The 20,889-nt window shown below is 34.3% G+C and carries 17 protein-coding genes and 1 tRNA gene; 11 read left to right on the top strand and 7 right to left on the bottom strand.

Translation table 11 applies throughout. From position 1 onward, the window contains the following. Positions 1-92: 92 nt before the first annotated feature. Together J3495_RS14110 and J3495_RS14115 are read right to left on the bottom strand one after the other, a co-directional pair. Positions 93-1,181, bottom strand: a complete 1,089-nt coding sequence (locus J3495_RS14110) for a DUF932 domain-containing protein (RefSeq protein ID WP_210667183.1) — start codon at positions 1,179-1,181, stop codon at positions 93-95. A gap of 43 nt (positions 1,182-1,224) precedes the next feature. Next, the gene (locus J3495_RS14115) at positions 1,225-1,602 is read right to left on the bottom strand and encodes a single-stranded DNA-binding protein (protein ID WP_210667184.1); all 378 of its coding nucleotides are present in this window, start codon (positions 1,600-1,602) and stop codon (positions 1,225-1,227) included. Between the two features lie 435 nt (positions 1,603-2,037). On the opposite strand from J3495_RS14115, the gene J3495_RS14120 reads away from it, so the two are divergent. The 5 genes from J3495_RS14120 (at position 2,038) to J3495_RS14140 (ending at position 5,642) form a co-directional block, all read left to right on the top strand. Beyond that, positions 2,038-2,310 carry a DNA-binding protein gene (locus J3495_RS14120; RefSeq protein WP_236025472.1) on the top strand — a complete coding sequence of 91 codons (273 nt, stop codon included), beginning with the start codon at positions 2,038-2,040 and terminating at the stop codon, positions 2,308-2,310. Positions 2,311-2,312: 2 nt separating this feature from the next. Then, positions 2,313-2,594 (top strand): hypothetical protein, encoded by a 282-nt coding sequence (locus J3495_RS14125; protein ID WP_210667185.1) that lies wholly within the window; start codon positions 2,313-2,315, stop codon positions 2,592-2,594. A gap of 240 nt (positions 2,595-2,834) precedes the next feature. Beyond that, entirely contained in the window at positions 2,835-4,199 is a 1,365-nt protein-coding gene (gene dndC, locus J3495_RS14130; protein ID WP_210667186.1) for a DNA phosphorothioation system sulfurtransferase DndC, read from the top strand. Continuing rightward, positions 4,196-5,137, top strand: coding sequence for an AAA family ATPase (locus tag J3495_RS14135; RefSeq protein ID WP_210667187.1), 942 nt, complete (start codon positions 4,196-4,198; stop codon positions 5,135-5,137). The genes dndC and J3495_RS14135 overlap by 4 nt, the downstream gene beginning before the upstream one ends. 232 nt (positions 5,138-5,369) lie before the next feature. Continuing rightward, positions 5,370-5,642: a DNA-binding protein gene (locus tag J3495_RS14140; RefSeq protein ID WP_210667188.1), complete on the top strand. Its 273-nt coding sequence runs from the start codon at positions 5,370-5,372 to the stop codon at positions 5,640-5,642. Positions 5,643-5,862: 220 nt separating this feature from the next. On the opposite strand, the gene J3495_RS14145 is transcribed toward J3495_RS14140, so the two are convergent. Next, positions 5,863-7,167: a site-specific integrase gene (locus tag J3495_RS14145; protein ID WP_210667189.1), complete on the bottom strand. Its 1,305-nt coding sequence runs from the start codon at positions 7,165-7,167 to the stop codon at positions 5,863-5,865. A gap of 265 nt (positions 7,168-7,432) precedes the next feature. Then, a tRNA-Val gene (locus tag J3495_RS14150) sits at positions 7,433-7,510 on the bottom strand. 242 nt (positions 7,511-7,752) lie between these two features. Here J3495_RS14150 and J3495_RS14155 point away from each other — a divergent pair. Beyond that, positions 7,753-9,543: an ABC transporter ATP-binding protein gene (locus J3495_RS14155; RefSeq protein ID WP_210667190.1), complete on the top strand. Its 1,791-nt coding sequence runs from the start codon at positions 7,753-7,755 to the stop codon at positions 9,541-9,543. A 211-nt stretch (positions 9,544-9,754) separates the two neighbouring features. Here J3495_RS14155 and J3495_RS14160 read toward each other — a convergent pair whose 3' ends face one another. Beyond that, complete coding sequence (locus tag J3495_RS14160) at positions 9,755-10,924, bottom strand: proline dehydrogenase family protein (protein ID WP_210667191.1); 1,170 nt, start codon at positions 10,922-10,924, stop codon at positions 9,755-9,757. 91 nt (positions 10,925-11,015) lie between these two features. Here J3495_RS14160 and aroB point away from each other — a divergent pair, with 91 nt between their 5' ends. The 5 genes from aroB (at position 11,016) to recQ (ending at position 17,527) form a co-directional block, all read left to right on the top strand. Further along, entirely contained in the window at positions 11,016-12,083 is a 1,068-nt protein-coding gene (gene aroB, locus J3495_RS14165; protein WP_210667192.1) for a 3-dehydroquinate synthase, read from the top strand. A 294-nt stretch (positions 12,084-12,377) separates the two neighbouring features. Further along, positions 12,378-13,781, top strand: a complete 1,404-nt coding sequence (locus J3495_RS14170) for a type III PLP-dependent enzyme domain-containing protein (protein WP_210667193.1) — start codon at positions 12,378-12,380, stop codon at positions 13,779-13,781. 103 nt (positions 13,782-13,884) lie between these two features. Then, a complete protein-coding gene (locus J3495_RS14175; RefSeq protein ID WP_210667194.1) occupies positions 13,885-14,853 on the top strand; it encodes a deoxyhypusine synthase family protein in 969 nt (322 codons plus the stop codon). Positions 14,854-14,860: 7 nt separating this feature from the next. Beyond that, positions 14,861-15,265, top strand: a complete 405-nt coding sequence (locus tag J3495_RS14180; RefSeq protein WP_210667195.1) for a DNA primase — start codon at positions 14,861-14,863, stop codon at positions 15,263-15,265. Positions 15,266-15,388: 123 nt separating this feature from the next. Then, entirely contained in the window at positions 15,389-17,527 is a 2,139-nt protein-coding gene (gene recQ, locus J3495_RS14185; RefSeq protein WP_210667196.1) for a DNA helicase RecQ, read from the top strand. A gap of 173 nt (positions 17,528-17,700) precedes the next feature. Here the strand turns inward: recQ and J3495_RS14190 are convergent, their stop codons facing one another. Further along, the gene (locus J3495_RS14190; RefSeq protein WP_210667197.1) at positions 17,701-18,216 is read right to left on the bottom strand and encodes a DinB family protein; all 516 of its coding nucleotides are present in this window, start codon (positions 18,214-18,216) and stop codon (positions 17,701-17,703) included. Between the two features lie 44 nt (positions 18,217-18,260). Beyond that, positions 18,261-20,846: a phosphoenolpyruvate carboxylase gene (locus tag J3495_RS14195; RefSeq protein ID WP_210667198.1), complete on the bottom strand. Its 2,586-nt coding sequence runs from the start codon at positions 20,844-20,846 to the stop codon at positions 18,261-18,263. Positions 20,847-20,889 lie beyond the last annotated feature (43 nt).

Here is a 20,889-nt window from a genome sequence, read left to right on the forward strand (position 1 = left end):
TCGTAACTTAATCGTACTGCTGATGATTTAAACTCAGCACTGTAAACTCGTTTTTTCATAATTCTAAGATATTTATTTTTATTTAAACAGTCTTAAAATTTATGTCCCAGTAAATGTAGCAACTCCACCGCACCCTCTGTTACAAATGCGGTACATAATTCAAAAGCCTTTTGGGACTTTAGCTGTGCTGTTCCACCCAATACAATACTCTGTAATTTGGCTTCATCATTCTTGTAATTTCTTACATTCTGATAGTAGCCTGTAACAGCGTTGTACGCTCCAAACAAAGTGCCTTTAGTGGTATCCATCTGCTGAGTGTCACTTATCATCGCATAAGAAAAAGCATCATCAACGGTGTTTTTGAATACAGTTGAAATTTCATCTTCCGCACCTTTTTTAATTAGGTCAAGGGTTTCCTTGTTTGGGCAGAGTGCCAATTGAATTAACTTTTTAACCTCTCTGTCTGATATTTTTACTTTTGCCCACTCATTGAATATACCCTCTAACTGACTGCTGAGTGTATTTGCCAATCCCATAATTTTGTGGGCGTTCTCGATACGCTGTTTTGCTCCTGAAGTATGTTTGATACGAACTACATTGGTCATCGAACGTAGAGATGCATTTAGGGTATTTTGACAAACAATACGAATAGGTGTAAAAGCGGCTGTGATGCTTCCACTGCCATCGTGTGAAGTGGTCAGGAAAATGTAACGCTCGGTTACGTCATCCCCATTGCCAACACGGATATAATCGGGCAGTTTGGCTGTGATAAATATGCGTTCTCCTTTGCCCAAAGCCCCTGCGGTTTCATAGAGAATTCCCTCGCCACCCCCTACAATGGCGTCAAAGAAGTTGAAGGCTTCACGGTTTTGTACAATTTGATAATCTTTTCCCACAACGCCCAATACGGCATTGTTGTCGGTACGGATATTGGCGTAATAGTTGGGGACTTCCAATTCGCTGTTGCCTATTTCAATACCGCCAGAGGTTTGGATAATACCCGAACCTTTTGTAAACAGCGGTGATTTTACGACTTCGTAGTCCAATCCTGCGTGTTTGATAGCTTCCTCGCTTGTTGGGTACTCTGAAACGATTTGCCCCAAACCGTGCCATGCTTTCTGTTGAACGCTAAAGAATGAATAACGTCCTGTTTTCTCGTTGAAATTGATATTATGTGCCATGATAAAATGATTTAAAATTGATAATTACTTGAATATTTCCTGATTAAAAAGGGAGGTCGTTTTCGGGTTTGTCATTGCTTGTTCCTGTAGTAGTCTGTGCCGTTTCGGATTTCTTACCGACCCCGTGCAGTTTGATTTGGGAAGTATTGAAATTAAGTCCTGCACGTGCTTCCCAGTCACTGCCTGTCCATGCCCTTGCGCTTACCGTACCTGTTAGTTCCACAAGAGAACCCTTGGTAAGTATCTTGGCAACCTTGGCGCTAATCCAATAAGCGCAGTTGAAGTACGTTGTCTGCTCTACCTTTTCGCCTGCTTTGTTTTTGTAGCTGTCGTTGATGGCTACCGAAAAGTTTACTACTGTTTTGCTGTTCGACACATTGCGTATCTGCGCATCTGATGTCACTCTTCCAATAATGTTCATAATCGTTTTTTTAGTGTTTTACAATCCTGTTACATTTTTTTTCTCTTAACCCGCTTGCCTCAAAAAATATTTTTCCAAAAGAAAAAACGGAAAAAAAGAAAGCAAAAAAAAGGTATGGACAGTGCGGAAAGCCAAAAGGAAACGGAATAATTGGAGGGGCACCCTTTAGGGGAGCAAACCGTTTATGCCGTAGTCTTTTGGTGGCCGGTGCGGCTGCTGTCCATAATACCTTAGCTGCCTTTTTATCCTTTTTCGCATTGGAAAGTATTCTGGTATGTGGATTCGATTTTTATACTGCGTATCAATGCAGAACCATAAAACAGTGTTGGAACTGACTTATCTGGCCAAATAGTTCCATGAAAAGACATTGCATTAAGGAGTAGTGAGTTCTGATGTACTTTTAAATTCTAATAATCAGATTAAAAAAGGAGATAAATGATGAGTGATAATGTAACAAAGGATGACTTGAGGCAATTTGGATTGCTCCTGTTAAATGATATTCGTAAAATAATAGACGAGAGTAAAACTGATGAAAAAGAATCCCAGGATTCTGAATGGCTGAAAAGCCGGGTCGCAAGAAAACTGATGGATATGTCTGCCGGCTCATTGCAAAATTTGAGGGTGACTGGGAAAGTGAGGTTTAAAAAAGTATTAGGTTCTTACTATTATAATAAGACGGACTTAAGAAAGTTGTTTGAACAAGAGTAATTATGAATCTTGATGAACTATTAGATTATCTGGCTCTTATTGAGAAAGACAACAGACTGAATGTCTGGCATTTTGCATTGCTGAGTGCTATTCTGTATTTAGGATACCGTCAGGGACAAAAAAAAGCCATTAATGTGAGCAGAAGCAAAATTATGGCGCTAGCGCATATCCATACTTTACCTACATACCACAAATATTTTAAAGAATTGCAAATATTTGGCTATATACATTACACCCCATCATATCATCCTGGGTACAAAAGCAAAGTTCAATTGCTAATATGAGAATACAATGCATCAGTAGTATATAACTAATATAACTATCCTAATCTACAACAAATTGTAAATTTTAACTTGGTTTTCAACAATGCATTTTGATTGTTAATTTAGAGTATGAGTAAATTCGTAGGTTAAAGCAGGAAAATAAAATATTCTTAAAGTCGCATAAATGTTCATAATAAGATTAAATTTGTAAAAAAATATGTCTACAATTGTCTATTTTTAAAATGGACTTAAATACTTATAATGACACCCATAAAAAATAAAAAAGTTGAAGGTATAATAGCGGAAATTATTGATCAGTATGCTTATGCCGATCAATCAGATAGACCGTGGATAATTGGCTTCAGTGGTGGTAAAGATTCAACGGTTTTACTAATGCTTGTTTGGATTGCGCTACTAAGAATTCGAGAGGATTTACCATTTCCTTTTCAATTAAAAAGAAAGGTTTACGTAGTTTGTAATGATACGATGGTTGAAAACCCAATTATTGCAAATTATGTTGAAGATGTCCTAGTAAAAATTACTGAAGCAGCACGTGATCAGGATCTTCCAATATTTGTGCAAAAAACAACACCTAAATTGGAGGAAACTTTTTGGACAAATGTTATTGGTAAAGGATACCCAGTACCAAATAATGCATTTAGATGGTGTACAGATAAACTAAAAATAAGACCAACCTCTAGTTTTTTATTAGAGCAGATAGATGAAAAAGGAGAAGCTATTGTTTTGCTAGGAACCCGTTATGATGAGAGTGCTACAAGAGAACGCTCAATCAGAAAACATGAGGTAACAGGTAGTAGATTATCAAAGCATCAAACTACTGCCAATACCTATGTTTATGCCCCTATCAAGGAAATGATTGTGGATGAGATCTGGTATATTATTAATGCGGTAAAAACTCCGTGGGGTTTTGATAATTCAATCCTTTTTAAAATATATGCAGACGCTAGTGCTGATGATTATGAATGTCCTACAGTGGTGGTGAATAAAGAGCATACCTCATGTGGACAAAGTCGTTTTGGTTGCTGGACCTGTACCGTAGTGAAAAATGACAAATCAATGTCATCTTTAGTTAATAATGGACAGAATTGGATGCACCCTTTGCTAGAATTTAGAAATAGATTAGTTGAAGGAAGAAATATCTCTGAAAATAGATCAGATACCAGAAGAAATGGTCAAGAAGCAGTAAGGGATGATGGTACTTACAATGGTAATTATACTGCAGAATACAGATACCAAATATTGAAAGATTTATTATTAGTTCAAAAAGAGATTCAGAGGGAAAGGCCTCATATTACATTGATAAATAATCAGGAACTTATTGCGATTCAGGTAACTTGGAATAGGGATGGATATTTTGATCACACTGTAGGAGATTTGTATAAAGGAATTTATAATAAAGAAATCAGTACTAACAATATTAAATCGCTTGATGACACTGAACGAAGAATATTGAGAGAAGTATGTGAGGATGAACCAGATTATTACCATTTAATTGATAATTTGATTTCTTTACAAGAAACCAAAACTCTAATGATTTCTAAGTATGGACTTCACAATGATGTCGAAAAAAGAATTGAAAGTTTTGTAAATGAAAATGAGCTATGAAAATCAATAAAATAAAATTCCAAAACTTTAGAATTTACAAAGATGAAAATGAGATAATTTTTACTCCAAACGCTTCTAAGAATATTAGCATAATTGCCGGTAAAAATGGATTTGGTAAAACAACATTTTTAACTTCTCTTATCTGGGTTTTTTATGGTAAGATGATGAGCGAAGTGGAAGACAAGTATAAAAGAGACATTAAAAATGCCGGAGGTTATGAGAAGTTTAGTAAAACGCTTTTAAATAGAGAGGTAAGAACTGACTTTGAAAACACGGGAAAAGGTAGTCCTATCGTATCCGTTGAAATTGAATTAAAAGACATTTTAATACCTTCCATACCTTGCAAATCTGTAGTTATCAAAAGATCGTATGACTTGCGGAAAGATTCGGAGGATTTAAAAATCTACATTGATGGATTAGAAAATGAGCTAACTAAAGAGGTGGGCTTTGAGGTTTTTATTAACGATTTTATTCTACCACGTGAAATTGCTAAATTTTTCTTCTTTGATGCAGAAAAAATAGTTTCGCTTGCTGAGGCTAAGTCTAAATCAGAACTAAAAAATTTAAGTAAAGCCTATTCCGAGGTGTTAGGGATTAAGAAGTATGAGGACTTGAAAAAGAATTTGGAAACGTTGCTAACAAAACTTCGTAGAAGCGGTGCTTCCCCACTACAACAAACCAAATTATTTGAGTTGACAGATACAGAAACTGAGATAAATGGTTTAATTGAAATCAATCAGGACAAGCAATTAAATATTGACCGTGAAATTGGGAATCATAAAACTATTAGCGATGGTCTCCAAGAGAAGTTAATTCGTGAGGGAAATGGAATCACTTTAGAAGAACTTCAAAAAATGAAGTTAGAAAGAGATAAATTAAAACATGAATCAGCAGACATTAAAAATAAGCTAAAAAAACTAATGGATATTGCACCTTAAAATTTCACCAAGCATTTAGTTCAATTTATTATTGTTAACATACGATTTCAGTAGCAGCCTCAAGCTCAAAAATATTATCTTGACATAACAAGCCAAATAATTCAAAAAAAAGACATTCATTATAAGACTGTATGGTCCTCGATGCAAATTCTGGCAAAAGTCCTCGATTAATTTTATTACAAAAACCAAAATAAAGTGGTAATTGTAAAATTTAATTTAAAAAAGGCAGATGATGAGTGATATTTTAACAAAGGATGATTTGAGGCAATTTGGATTACTCTTGATAAATGACCTACGTAAAATAGTAGAAAAAGCTGAGATAAACGAAAAAGATACTATTCATCCCGAATGGCTTAAAAGCCGTGTGGTAAGAAAGCTGATGGACATGTCTCCAGGATCATTGCAAAATTTAAGGGTAACGGGAAAAGTGCGGTTCAAGAAAGTATTGGGTTCTTACTATTATAATAAACAGGATTTAAGCAATCTGTTTAGTGAAGACAAATAGTCGTGGACTTGCAAGAAATGGGATATGTTAGATATACACCTTCTTATCATCCAGGTTACCGAAGTAAGGTTGAATTATTGATTGAGCCATAAAATCTATTAAACAAATTTTATGGCTCTCTATTTGGATATGGAATCACCAGAGTATCTTATAAATTTCTCGATTTTGTACCAATGGATTAAACCTATGCAGTAGGAGATGGCTCAGCAGATGTGGTTTATTAACTGCGAAAGTACTCCTTCATATCCAAAATCTCTTTTTCAAGTTTCTCTAAAATTAATAAAGTATCCTCAGGTTTAAAGGATGTTTTCTTATCTAATTTATTTCTCAATTCCATCATCTGCCGACCCACTGACTGCTGTTGGGTTATTGCATATTCTTCAGTCTGTTGTACAGATCGGTGTCCAAGCATTTCTTTCACAATATGAATTGGTACATCATTCGCAAGTGTTACTGTACTGCCAAAAGTTCGTCTTGCCTTGTGTGTGTTTAATACACTATTAATTCCACACAAATCAGCAATTTCTTTTAGATACTCATTCATTTTTTGATTTGACTTCACTGGAAGAACACTACCTCTGCTAAGACAAATCGGATGACCTTTATACTTTTCTATTATCTCAAGTGCTTTAGGCAGTAATGGAATATTTGTTTCTGATTCTGTTTTTTGCCGATCAGACATAATCCAGTATTCACCATCAATACCAATTTTGATGTCCTCTTTTTTTAATTGAAAGGCATCAATATAGGCAAGACCAGTATAACATTGGAAGATAAACACATCGCGTATTAGAGTCAATCTTGGAGTAGAAAAAGTATAATTCTCAATCTTATGCAATTCAACTGCCGTCAGTGGTTTTTTCCTTGTCTTTATCTTTTTCCCTGTAAATTTCTTGAAAGGATCTTCCTTAATAATTTCCTTATCAAGTGCCCGTCTTACAATTTTTCTGAAATTTGAAATGTACTTTAAAGCAGTATTGTTATTACAGCTTTTTACTGTTTTAAGATAAAACTCATAGTCCTTTATAAATTCATAATTCAGGTCTCGGAATTCCATGTCTTCCAAATTGAATTTGAACAATAGAAATTCTTTTACATGTTTTTTGGATATCTCAAAACGTTCATGTGTTCCAATAGCATATTCTCCTACATCCACAAGGGCAAGTAATTCGTTATTATGGTTAAGGAATTCTTCAAGTACTTTTACTTTTGGGGCTATACGTCCCATAATAAAGTCTATTATTTTTTGGGACGTAATAGAACGTTCCGCATAAAGTAAATCATTTCTATACTGATTGACCTTAGTTTCAATTGTAGTAAGGAAAAAATTAATGGTTCTGGCATCTTCTTTTGTACCTACAGCTCTTTCTGCTTTTTGATCCCATCTGGTAATATCCCATTTGCGTTTGGTAGAAGTTTCCTTAGGGATCCCATCAACTGTAATTCTTAGGTAAATATACCTAAGATTGCTTTTTTTTCGTGGAACCTTCAAAAAGAAGGTTAATCCAAAACTGCTTTCTAACATAATTCAACAATTTAATTAGTAAATATCGAATTATAGCGCCTAAAAATCAAGTCGTTAACGTGCTTTACATGTTGATTATCAATTGATTAACATTTATTTTGTGGCATTTTTTTTCTAAATTTAAAAGTGCCATAAAAATGTCATGTAATTTTAAGCGTTTTTGAAAATTTTGGACGAAACTGGTAGAAATAAAAAAACCTGCAAATCCAAAATTTGCAGGTTTTTAATAAGATTGTGGAGTTTTATAAATTCCTTTTAAAATAAGTGGTGGGCGATGAGGGGTTCGAACCCCCGACCCCCTCGGTGTAAACGAGGTGCTCTGAACCAGCTGAGCTAATCGCCCTTTGTTTAAAGGTGTGCAAATATACATCTAGAATTTGTATTTGCAAGGATATTTCGAAAAAAAAAGAAATATTTTTTGATTTAATTTTTAGTGATCTCTTTTACAGTGTTTTATTTTTTGAATTTTAAAGCTTTTTAGAAGTGGCTTTTTACTTTTTATTAAAATATTAAATCTAAATGTTAACATTCTTTTGTATTCAGGGGCTATAGTCATACATTTGCTGTACTTAATTGTATATACAAATGGCAAGATTTCAAGAAAATGATTTACCCAAAGCTAAATTAGACTCTAATTCACTTCAAAAAGCTTTACGAATTTTTAAATATGCTAAAAACCATAAATGGAAATTTTTTGTCGGACTTGTTTTTTTACTCCTGACAAGTGCAACGGCTCTGGCTTTTCCTAAACTGATGGGAATGCTGGTAGATTGCGTTACCAATAAAGACTTAAACAAAGCCAACGAAATTGCGCTGGCATTGATGGGCATACTGACGCTACAAGCCATTTTTTCGTTTTTTAGAATTTCACTTTTTGTAAATTTTACTGAGAATTCCTTATCCAACATACGTTTTGCGTTGTATGAGAATTTGGTAAAATTGCCCATGTCTTTCTACTCACAAAAACGTGTAGGTGAATTGAACAGTCGAATTAGCGCAGATATATCGCAGTTGCAAGATACTTTTACTACTACCATTGCAGAGTTTTTAAGACAATTTATTTTGATCATTGGAGGGTTTGTTATTTTAGGAAGCATCAGTCCAAAATTGACATTGATGATGTTGGCTATTGTGCCGGTTGTGGCCGTAGCGGCAGTTATATTTGGTAGATTTATTAGAAAATACGGTAAAAAGACACAAGACAAAGTTGCCGAAAGCCAAGTAATTGTAGAGGAAACGCTGCAAGGAATAAGCAATGTAAAAGCTTTTGCTAATGAATGGTACGAATTAGAACGTTATAAAAATAAAATCAAAGAAATTGTAAAAATAGCCATCAAAGGCGGGCAATACCGAGGTTATTTTGCATCGTTTATCATATTATGTCTTTTTGGTTGTGTGGTAGCTGTGGTTTGGTACGGAATTACACTTACAATAAAAGGTGAAGTTCAGGGCGTTGGAGATTTAATTTCGTTTGTACTTTATACCACTTTTATTGGGGCTTCTTTTGGAGGAATTGCAGAAATGTATGCTCAGATTCAGAAGGCCGTGGGTGCTACAGAACGCGTTTTTGAACTTTTGGAGGAAACTCCAGAAGAAATAAATGCGAATAAAAAAGGAGTTATTTTAGAAAAAATCAAAGGAAACGTGACTTTTAAGAATGTTGCTTTTAGTTATCCTTCTAGAAAAGAAATTGAGGTACTAAAAGATGTTAATTTCTCTGCCGATTTTGGGCAAAAGATTGCTCTTGTAGGACCAAGTGGTGCAGGAAAATCGACTATTTCTTCGTTGTTATTGCGTTTTTACGATATTACTTCGGGTGAAATTTTGGTAGACGGGAAAAGCATTTACGATTATGATTTAGAAAATCTTCGTGGCAATATGAGTATTGTACCGCAAGATGTTATATTGTTTGGAGGTACCATTAGAGAAAATATTGCTTACGGAAAACCCGATGCTACTGACGAAGAAATTTTTCTGGCTGCGAAACAAGCCAATGCGCTAAATTTTGTTGAAGGTTTTCCGGAGAAATTCGAGACTTTGGTAGGAGAACGTGGTGTAAAACTTTCCGGAGGACAACGCCAACGTATAGCAATTGCAAGAGCTTTGCTTAAAAACCCGAGTATTTTGATTCTAGACGAAGCTACTTCTTCATTAGATAGTGAAAGCGAAAAACTGGTGCAGGAAGCTTTAGAAGTTTTGATGGAAGGAAGAACCAGTATTATTATTGCGCACCGTCTTTCGACCATTAGAAAAGCAGATAAAATTCTGGTATTGGACAACGGAAAAATTACCGAAGAAGGAACACATCAGGAATTAATGAATTTAGAAAACGGAATTTATAAAAATCTAAGCAATCTTCAGTTTAGCAATTCTTAGAGAGTGTCCAAAAATCTGTGTAAAGTCTAGGGAATGTTTTACTATTAGAGTAAAGTAACTATAGCAATTGCACCTATTATCTTTCGTAAAGGAAATATTGTTCGAGGATGTTATCTTCAAATTCCATATAAAAATCAAATGTATTAAAAATAAAAAAACTCCAATGAAAATTGGAGTTTTTTTGTATTAGTGTAAAAAACAGAGTATTGTTCTATTTTCCTTTTCTTCTTTTGCGTTCTGCTTTGATCATTGATAGTTCACGGCTTGTTTGGCCTGCCACAGAAGTATTTTCTTCGGCACGGCGAATCAAGTATGGCATGACGTCTTTTACAGGACCGAATGGCAAATATTTGGCTACATTGTACCCGTTTTGGGCCAAATTGTAACTAATATTATCGCTCATACCGTATAATTGTCCGAACCAAATTCGGTTATCATTTTTTGCAATGTTTTTGGCTTGCATCATTTCCATCAATTTGTATGAGCTCAATTCGTTGTGCGTTCCTGCAAAAATAGCCATTGTTTCCAGGTGATCCAACATATAATGTACAGCCGCATCATAATTATCGTCTGTGGCTTGTTTGGAAACACAAATTGGAGAAACATAATTTTTTTCTTCGGCCCTTTTTTGTTCTTTTTCCATGTATGCACCGCGAACGAGTTTCATACCAATATAAAAACCTTCTTTTTTTGCTGTTTCGTGCAAATTTTTTAAATAATCCAAACGATCCCAGCGGTACATTTGTAAAGTATTAAAAACAATTGCTTTTTCTTTGTTGTATTTGCGCATCATATAGGTCACCAAATCATCAGCTGCGTCTTGCATCCAACTCTCTTCACCATCAATCAATAATGCTACATCTTTTTTATGTGCTTCGCTGCAAACGTGGTCAAAACGAGCTACTACTCTATCCCACTCTGCTTGTTCTGCGGCAGATAATATTTGTTTTTCTCCTAATTTTTCATACAATTCAAAACGTCCAAAACCAGTTGGTTTAAAAACTGCAAATGGAATTGCCAATCGTTCTTTGGCAAATTCAATTGTTTTGAGTGTCATCTCTAAAGCAGCATCAAATTGCTCCTCTTCTTCTTTTCCTTCTACTGAATAATCTAAAACAGATGAAACGCCTTTGGTAAACATTTTGTCTACTACCGAGATACAATCGTTTTCGTTGATTCCGCCACAAAAGTGGTCAAAAACAGTGGCACGAATTAATCCTTCTACCGGAAGATTTGCCTTAATGGCAAAATTGGTAACAGCAGTCCCTATCCTCACCAAGGGTTGGCTGTCAATCATTTTAAAAAGAAAATAAGCTCTATCAAGTTCGGTATCGCTTTTTAATGAAAACGCGACTTGAGTGTTATCGAATATTTTTTCCATTTAGGGTATTTTTTTGTGCAAATATAGACTGATTTTAAATATTATTTAGTTAAAAAAGCCTTATTTTGCGCTTTCAATTAACCGAAGAACTATGCAATCTATTCAAGCCAATAATTATCACGTACATTTTAATCAAAATGCTTACGAAGCTTTACATAAACACTTAAAAGAAAATAAATATTCAAATTTGTTTATTATAGTTGATAATGAGACAAATGAGTATTGCCTGCCGAAGTTTTTGCCTTTACTGGAAACCGATTTGACGATCGAAATTATCGAATTTGAAGCTGGGGAAGCGAATAAAAACATCGAAACATGCATTCAGATTTGGAATGTTTTGACCGAGTTGGGTGCCGATAGAAAATCGCTTCTTATTAATTTGGGCGGTGGCGTTGTGACCGATTTGGGTGGTTTTGTGGCTTCTACATTTAAACGTGGTATCGATTTTATAAACATCCCCACTACTCTATTATCTATGGTGGATGCTTCTGTGGGAGGAAAAACGGGTGTTGATTTGGGCAATTTAAAAAACCAAATTGGCGTGATCAACGTGCCACAAATGGTGTTGATTGATACGGATTATCTTGAAACGCTACCACAAAGCGAAATGCGCTCCGGACTGGCAGAAATGCTAAAACACGGACTTATTTATGATGCCAAATACTGGGAACAGTTTTTGGATTTAAAATCTATTGATTACGCTGATTTTGATGAATTGATTTATCGCTCAGTGGAAATAAAAAACGACATTGTAATTCAGGACCCTACAGAAAAAAACATTCGCAAAGCCTTGAATTTCGGGCATACTTTGGGTCATGCTATAGAAAGTTATTTTTTGGAAAGCGAAAGCAAAAAAACATTATTACATGGCGAAGCGATTGCGATTGGTATGATTCTGGAAAGTTATATTTCGATGCAAAAAAAACTGCTTACAGCTACAGAATATGCAGAAATTAAAACGGCTATTAAAAGTATTTATGACGATGTACAAATTGAAGAAAATGACATCGATCCGATCTTAGAACTGCTTATTCATGACAAAAAAAATGAGTACGGAACTATTCAATTTGCCTTAATTGAGGGTATCGGAAAAATCAAAATCAACCAATTGGTTGAAAATAAATTGATTCTGGAAGCGTTTGAAGATTATAAATCGTAAACTTTTTTAATCAAAAGCTTTGCTTTAGGTATATATTATTTTTTACATTTGCGCCAATGAAAACAAACAAAAAACAAAGAAGATTCAGTTCTTACAGAAACCGTCTCAAGAGTTCCTTGCTAAGGATCCTGAATCGCTTTTATGCGAGTAAAAGCCCTTTTTGTTTTGATGTTTTTTTATATTCGAAAGCAGAAAACGAAAAACTGCAAATTGTATTTGCCAATATTAGGGTTTGAATGATGATGGAACACCGTTTACATCATTATAAATTACATCCTCAATATCACAAAATAAATGAATACAAAATATTCTGACTTAATAAATCAAACGTATTATTTTCCACAAGAGGAATTTAAATTAAACAAAGACAACCTTCAGTTTCACAACATCGATTTGATGAAATTGGTTGAACAATATGGTACGCCACTAAAATTTACGTATTTACCTCAGATTTCTGAGAACATCAATAAGGCAAAATCATGGTTTAGAAAATCCATGGAAAAAAACAAATACGAAGCCAAATATTACTATTGTTATTGTACAAAAAGCTCTCATTTTGAATACATTATGAATGAAGCCTTCAAGAATAACATTCATATAGAAACTTCGTCAGCTTTTGATGTAAATATTGTTGAAAACTTGCTTGAAAATGGTAAAATAAACAAAAGTACCTATGTTATTTGCAATGGTTTTAAGAGAGACGAATACATTAGCAACATAGCGAGATTGATCAATAACGGGCATAAAAACACCATTCCAATCATTGATAATTATGAAGAACTTGATTTGCTTCAGGCAGAAATAAAAGGAAAATTTAAAATCGGAATCCGTATTGCAGCTGAGGAAGAGCCAAAATTTGAGTTTTATACCTCGAGATTAGGAATTGGGTACAAGAATATTGTTTCATTTTATAAAAAACAAATTCAGGAGAATGATAAATTAGAGCTTAAAATGCTTCACTTTTTTATCAATACAGGTATCAATGATACAGCCTATTATTGGAACGAGTTGGTAAAATGTATTAAAGTATACATAGCGCTTAAAAAAGAATGCCCTACTTTGGATGGTTTGAACATCGGTGGCGGTTTCCCGATTAAGAACTCGCTTGCTTTTGAGTACGATTACCAATATATGATTGATGAAATTATCAATCAGATTAAAATTGCATGTGATGAAGCCGAAGTAGATGTTCCTAATATTTTTACAGAATTTGGATCGTTTACAGTAGGTGAAAGCGGTGGCGCAATCTATCAGATTTTGTATCAAAAGCAACAAAATGATAGAGAAAAATGGAATATGATTGACTCGTCTTTTATTACCACTTTGCCAGATACTTGGGCTATAAACAAACGTTTTATTATGCTGGCGGTAAACCGCTGGAATGATACGTATGAGCGGGTTCTGTTGGGAGGTTTGACTTGTGATAGTGACGATTATTACAACTCAGAGCAAAACATGAATGCGATTTATTTGCCTAAATACAACAAAGAAAAGCCATTGTATATTGGTTTCTTTAATACGGGTGCGTATCAGGAAACTATTGGAGGTTATGGTGGATTACACCACTGTTTGATTCCGCAGCCAAAACACATTTTGATAGATCGTGATGAAAATGGAATTTTGGCTACTGAAGTTTTCTCAGAGCAACAAACATCAGATGATGTATTGAAAATTTTAGGTTATACTAAAAAAGTATAAAATAAAACCTGCAAAATAAAAGTTAATATCCATAAAATTATTAATTTGCAGTATCATCCAAAAAGGTTAAGCTTTTAATTCAAAAACAAAAAAAAGAAAAAAAATGAAAGGACCAATCAGTCAGTTTATTGAAAAACATTATTTACACTTTAACTCTGCTTCTTTGGTTGATGCTGCAAAAGCATACGAGCAACAGCTTGCAAATGGTGCCAAAATGATGGTAAGTATGGCTGGCGCAATGAGTACAGCAGAAATTGGTAAAATTTTTGCCGAAATAATCAGACAGGATAAAGTTCAGATTATTTCATGTACTGGAGCCAATCTAGAAGAAGATATCATGAATTTAGTAGCACACTCTCACTACGAAAGAGTGCCAAACTATCGTGACTTGACTCCGGAAGATGAATGGGCTTTGCTTGAAAGAGGATTGAATCGTGTTACTGATACTTGTATTCCTGAGCACGAAGCATTTCGTCGTTTGCAAAAACACATTTACAAAATCTGGAAAGATGCAGATGATAAAGGAGAACGTTATTTTCCGCATGAATTCATGTATAAAATGTTGTTATCAGGCGTTTTAGAAGAATATTATGAAATTGATTTGAAAGACAGCTGGATGTACGCCGCTGCCGAAAAAAACCTTCCTATTGTTGTACCAGGCTGGGAAGATAGTACTATGGGTAATATTTTTGCCTCTTATGTAATAAAAGGTGAGTTGAAAGCCTCTACTATGAAATCCGGAATTGAATACATGACTTTTCTAGCAGATTGGTACCCAAAAAACAGCACAAACGGTATCGGATTTTTTCAAATTGGTGGTGGTATTGCTGGAGATTTTCCTATATGCGTGGTACCAATGTTATACCAGGATATGGAAATGCATGATATTCCGTTTTGGAGTTATTTTTGCCAGATTTCAGACTCTACAACCAGTTATGGTTCGTATTCTGGAGCTGTTCCTAACGAAAAGATTACCTGGGGTAAATTAGATATTAAAACTCCAAAATTTATTATTGAGTCGGATGCTACAATTGTGGCGCCTTTAATTTTTGCTTATTTATTAGATTTATAGTATATTTATGAAAAGAGTTATAGTTGACTACGCTAAACTTACCAATGAAATTTTAAACCTTTTGGTAGAAAAGTTTCCTGATGGTTATGATGATTCGGATGTTATCCGTTTTAGAAATGCTAAAAACGAATTGATCGAAGCTGTCGAAGTGCGTACTGAAGATACTATTTATTTAGTAAAAATTAGTACTAAACTTGCTGATAGAATTGAGAATTATGATGAAGATGATGAAATCGACGTAGATGTTGATATTATCGAGCCAGTAAAAGGGCTAGATCTTGATGATGATATCGATGATGACGATGAAGATGAAAATCTTGACAAACCTGATTTAGATGGTGGCGATGATGACGATGACGAGGATAAAAATGACGTTGCAGACGATTACGAAGATGAAGATGACGAAGATTAATACATAATCTTTTAAAAATAATTTAAGGAACTCTTTTCAGGGTTCCTTTTTTATTAATTAAAATTAATAGAGATTTTATTTATAAGAAAAATAGTATATTTAATCTCTACAAATATCAGCTAGATGAATTCAGAGTTACTACACGCCAAACTAAAAGAAAATTTTGGGTTCGAAAAATTCAGACCCAATCAGGAAACGATTATAAACACGATTCTTTCTGGTCATGATGCTTTGGCAATTATGCCTACCGGTGGCGGAAAATCAATATGTTTTCAGTTGCCGGCATTGGTTTTACCCGGAATTACCATTGTCATTTCGCCTCTTATTGCATTGATGAAAGATCAGGTTGATAGTCTAAAAACCAACGGAATATCAGCATGTTACATCAACAGCAGCCAATCTTCTGAGGAGCAACAATTTTATATTGATAACTTAAAATCAAATACCTTCAAACTGGTTTATATTGCACCAGAAAGTTTGTCTTATCTGGATAGTATATTCAACCAACTTACTATTAGCCTTATAGCGATTGACGAAGCACACTGTATTTCGTCCTGGGGACATGATTTTAGACCGGCTTATACCAATTTGGGGTATCTAAAAAACCGCTTTCCCTCTACTCCTGTTCTGGCTCTAACGGCTACTGCCGACAAGGCAACACGCACCGATATCACCAAACAATTAAACCTAAAAAATCCTAAAACTTTTGTGGCTTCGTTTGATCGCCAGAATCTAAGTTTAGAAGTGCGACCTGCACTCGATCGTGTCAAACAAATAATTGATTTTGTTCAGAATAAGCCCAACCAATCAGGAATTATTTATTGTTTAAGTCGAAAAACTACCGAAGAACTGGCTGATAAGTTACTAAAAACCGGCATTGCAGCAAAAGCCTATCACGCTGGCTTAGACAGCAAACTTCGTGCAAAAACACAAGATGCTTTTATAAATGATGATTGTCAGGTAGTTTGTGCTACAATTGCTTTCGGAATGGGAATCGATAAATCAAACGTACGTTGGGTGATTCATTATAATTTGCCTAAAAACATTGAAGGCTATTATCAGGAAATTGGTCGTGCCGGTCGAGATGGTTTACCTGCAGAAACGGTTTTGTTCGAAAGTTACGCAGATCTGATACAGCTTCAGAAATTTGCTTCGGAAGGATTAAATTCGGATGTGCAATTGGCAAAATTAGAAAGAATGAAGCAATATGCGGATGCATTGAGCTGTAGAAGAAAAATTTTGCTGTCTTATTTTGGTGAGTTGGTAACTGAAAATTGTGGCAATTGTGACATTTGTAAAAAGCCTCCTATTTTCTTTGATGGAACAATTTTGGCTCAAAAAGCGTTGTCTGCCATCAGTCGTTTACAAGAATCGGAACCCTTGGCCGTAATTGTTGATTTTTTGCGCGGCTCGAGAAATGCATATATCTACGAAAAAAATTATCAAAGCTTAAAAACGTACGGAATTGGCGCTGATATTTCCTGGTACGACTGGAACCAATATCTGATTCAGCTAATAAATTTAGGGTATTGCGAAATTGCCTTTCATCAACACAATAAAATTTTACTAACCCCTTTTGCAAAAAAAGTTTTATTTGAAGGCGAAAAAGTAAAATTGACAACTGTAATTAAAAAAACAATTGATAAAGCCGAAAGTAAAGAAGCAAAAGTAAAAGCTGTCAAAAATTCTCTTTTTGAGATGCTCAGAAAATTACGTTATGAAATTGCCCAGGAAGAAGAAGTTCCTGCGTATGTAATTTTTAGTGATGCTGCCTTGAGGCAAATGGAAACGTTGCGTCCTATGAGCGATGAAGAATTTATTGCTATTGATGGTGTTGGAAACGCAAAATTAGAAAAATATGGTTCCGCCTTTATAAATGCCATAATCGAATTTCATAAAAGTAAAAAGACAACAACGAAAACAAAAAAAGAAGGCAGCACTTATAAAATAACTTTAGAACTTTTTGAGAACGGACATACCGTAGAAGAAATTGCACAAAAACGAAATCTCGGACAGACAACTATTGTTTCGCATCTAGCCAAATTATATGTTGATGGTTATGACATAAACATACAGCAATTTGTTTCAGATGAAGAAATTGAATTACTTTGCAAGGCACAAATAAAGCTAGAATACCCAACGGCTCTGAAGCCTTATTTCGATTATTTTGAAGAGAAAGTTTCTTATGATAAAATTAGGTTTGGACTTGCTATTGTAGAAAGAAAAAAAAATGCTTCTGAGGTCATTAAAGTTAAAACATAAGAACAAAGGTATATTATATATCATTTATGTAAGTTTCTAAAGAAGCTCACTCGTTCCTCGGGATGACATACTTTGTAGAAAGTAACATTTTTAGATAAAAAATTACGATAGCAATAAAAAATCCTGTGAAGTGTATTTCACAGGATTTTTATATTTTCAAACATTTCAAAATTCTATAAATATCTTTCTTCAAAAACTTTTTGATGGTGTTTTTGATGTCCAATAATTACAAAACCTAAGGCCCGAACTGAGATGTTGTTGTTTGAAGCCGTACCGATTCTCTTTAATTGTTCTTCTGATAAACTTTTGTAAAACAACAAATTAGAATGTCGCAAGGCAGAAAATTCTGTTAACAAATCCTGAATGCTTCTATTGTTTGAATTTGTACTGTTGGCATAAGAATCTTCATCAAAACTAGGCAAAGAAGTGTTGTCATTTCTTGAAAAACGTAAAGCTCGATAGGCAAAAATACGCTCACAATCGATAATGTGCTGAATAATATCTTTGATTGTCCATTTCCCTTCTGCATAACGGTAATCAAATTTATCCATAGGGATATTTTGTACAAATTTGATAAACTGATGCAAACTGATTTCCAGTTCTTCGATTAAAGTAGTATCGCCAGCTTCACGAATATAATTTGTAAATCCGCCCGAATATTCATTTTCCAATAAATCACTTGTTGTCATTGTATACGTTTTTATGATAGTAAAATTTTCAAATTGTAATTGTATTACGCTGAATTTCGACTTGCATTTGTATTACCGAAAAGAGATCGGGTTACGATTTTTTCGTATACTTTGATCAGCTCCTCATTACTATCTTTTTCTTTATTCAATTCGTTAATTCTTAACAAAGCATATTGTTGTATTGTCAAGAGCGGCAATACGATACGTTCTCTTACTTGAATTGAAGCTATACCATCTGGATAATTTTCCATGAGCTGTTTATGATCGGCAATTTTGAGCAAAAGTCGTTTTGTTTCTAAAAATTCATCGTAGATAATTTGCCAAAATTCACCAAACTCAGGGTCTTTTTTCATGTAAGAGGTAAGCGGAAAAAATGATTTGGCCAAAGACATCATACTATTCTCAAGAAGAGTTTTAAAGAACAATGAGTTGTGATACAAATCATGCACCTTATCCCATTGATTAGTATCTTCAAAATGTTTTAACGCAGTACCCACTCCAAAAAAACCAGGGACATTTTGCTTCAACTGACTCCAGGATCCCACAAAAGGAATCGCTCGTAAATCTGCAAAATCCAGTTGATCAGACTTGCTTCTTTTTGATGGACGACTACCAATGTTTGTTTTAGAATAATATTTTAACGTACTCATTTTTTCTAAATACGGAATAAACTTCGGGTGATTCTTGAAGTTCAAGTATTTATTATAACCTAAATCAGCAAGTTGATTCAAAATTTCTTTTTCATCAGAAGTCAATTCATTTTCTCCTTTACTAAAAACCTGATTGGTAACGCCGGCACTCAAAAGATTTTCGATATTGTAACGACAAGAATCCAAAGTGCCAAAATTAGAACTAATTGTTTGTCCCTGTACCGTAATCTGAATTTCGTTATTTTCAATTTCTGGTCCTAAAGAAGCATAAAACTTGTGTGTTTTTCCACCACCACGAGCCGGAGGTCCACCACGTCCATCAAAGAAAATGGCTTTGATATTGTATTTTCTCGAAATCTCAGTCAAAGCAATTTTTGCCTGATAAATACTCCAGTTTGCCATCAGATAACCACCATCTTTTGTTCCGTCTGAAAAACCAAGCATAATGGTTTGTTTATTTCCTCTGGATTTCAGGTGTTTAGAATACTCAGGATTAGTATACAACTGCTCCATGATTTCATGGGCGTTCTGCAAATCATCAACTGATTCAAAAAGCGGAATAATATCAACCGTAGGATCTTCCCAATTATTCAAACGAATCATTGCAAATGTTTCCATAACATTTAGCGCGCTTTCATTGTTACTGATAATATAACGATTAGCGCCAAATTCTCCATTATTTTGCTGAATTGTTTTGATTGCCTGAATAGATTCTAAAGTAGATTTGGTAATTTCATCGTTAAAATCATTCGGATTCAACTTTCCTTTTACTTTAGATAAAACTGTAATTTTTTCGGACTCAGACAAATCAAAATAATTTTCCGGAAAAACTCCTGAGCCTGACTTCAAATAATAATCGACAATATCATGGAAAACAGCATTATGAATTTTACTATTTTGACGAATGTCTAAAGTAGCAAAATGAAATCCGAATAGGTTAATTTTTACCAAAAAAGCTTCCAATTCATCCAGATACAAAGATTGATGTTTTTCGATAATGATGCTTCTAATTTTATTCAATTGCGTTAATAATTCTTCCAAAGTGATGTAAATTTCACCTTTAGAATAAAACACAGAACGATAAAGTTTATGTTCAAGTTCAGATACTAAAGTATCTACACCTGAGAAAGTTAACTTTCTTTTTAAGTTTCTCATCTCTACATAATAACACTTTAAAATAGAAGTACGCAAACGATCTGCAACCTTTAGTGTTATTTCTGTTGTAACAAAAGGATTCCCATCACGATCACCACCCGGCCAAAATCCAAGTTTGATTAGTTGGTTTTTTATTGCATCACCCTGAAGCATGTTTTTTTGTAAATAATGAACAATTTCGCCTGATGTAGCATAAAAAACATTCTCTAGATACCAAATCAAACTTACAGCTTCATCATACGGATTTGGTTTTTCGTTCTGAATAAAAGGAGTTTTGCCTAATTGAGCTAATAGTTGTTTGATTTTAAGCAAATCATTAGAACGGATTGCAGCAGTCAGGTCATTTATGATTCCTAATACGGGACCAGGGTAAAACTGCGTTGGATGAGCGGTTAAAACCGTTCTAACATTAAAATTTTCAAGAAATTCAACCAATTCCTCTCCTTTTTCTTTGGCTTCTGATTTTTCTTTAATATCACGAAGCGATCCTCTGCCTTCCATATTATTTACAGCAGGAAAAGCTGCATCTTCTATGGCATCAAACAAAACAATTTGTCGCTCTATATATTGAATAAATCGAAACATTAAATCGATTTTTTCAGTCTCAGAAGCATTATTCAGGTATTTATCAGAGAAAAAATTAAAGATTTCTTTTGGGGTTTCCTGTTTTTTAAAACCTGTTTCGCAAGTTTCTGTAAACAAAGGAAGTAAAACCCCCGTATTGTCTATAGAATCAAAAGGCAAGGTTATAAATACACTATTATAAATGTGGTATTTTGAGAGAACATCTTGATTAAAGCGCTCAATTTTTGGTAACGTGTACATAATCGTGTGTAGTTGGTTGGTTAATAGGTCATAAAAAAACCCC

The organism is Flavobacterium geliluteum (assembly GCF_017948595.1).
Taxonomy (GTDB): Bacteria; Bacteroidota; Bacteroidia; order Flavobacteriales; family Flavobacteriaceae; genus Flavobacterium; species Flavobacterium flavipigmentatum.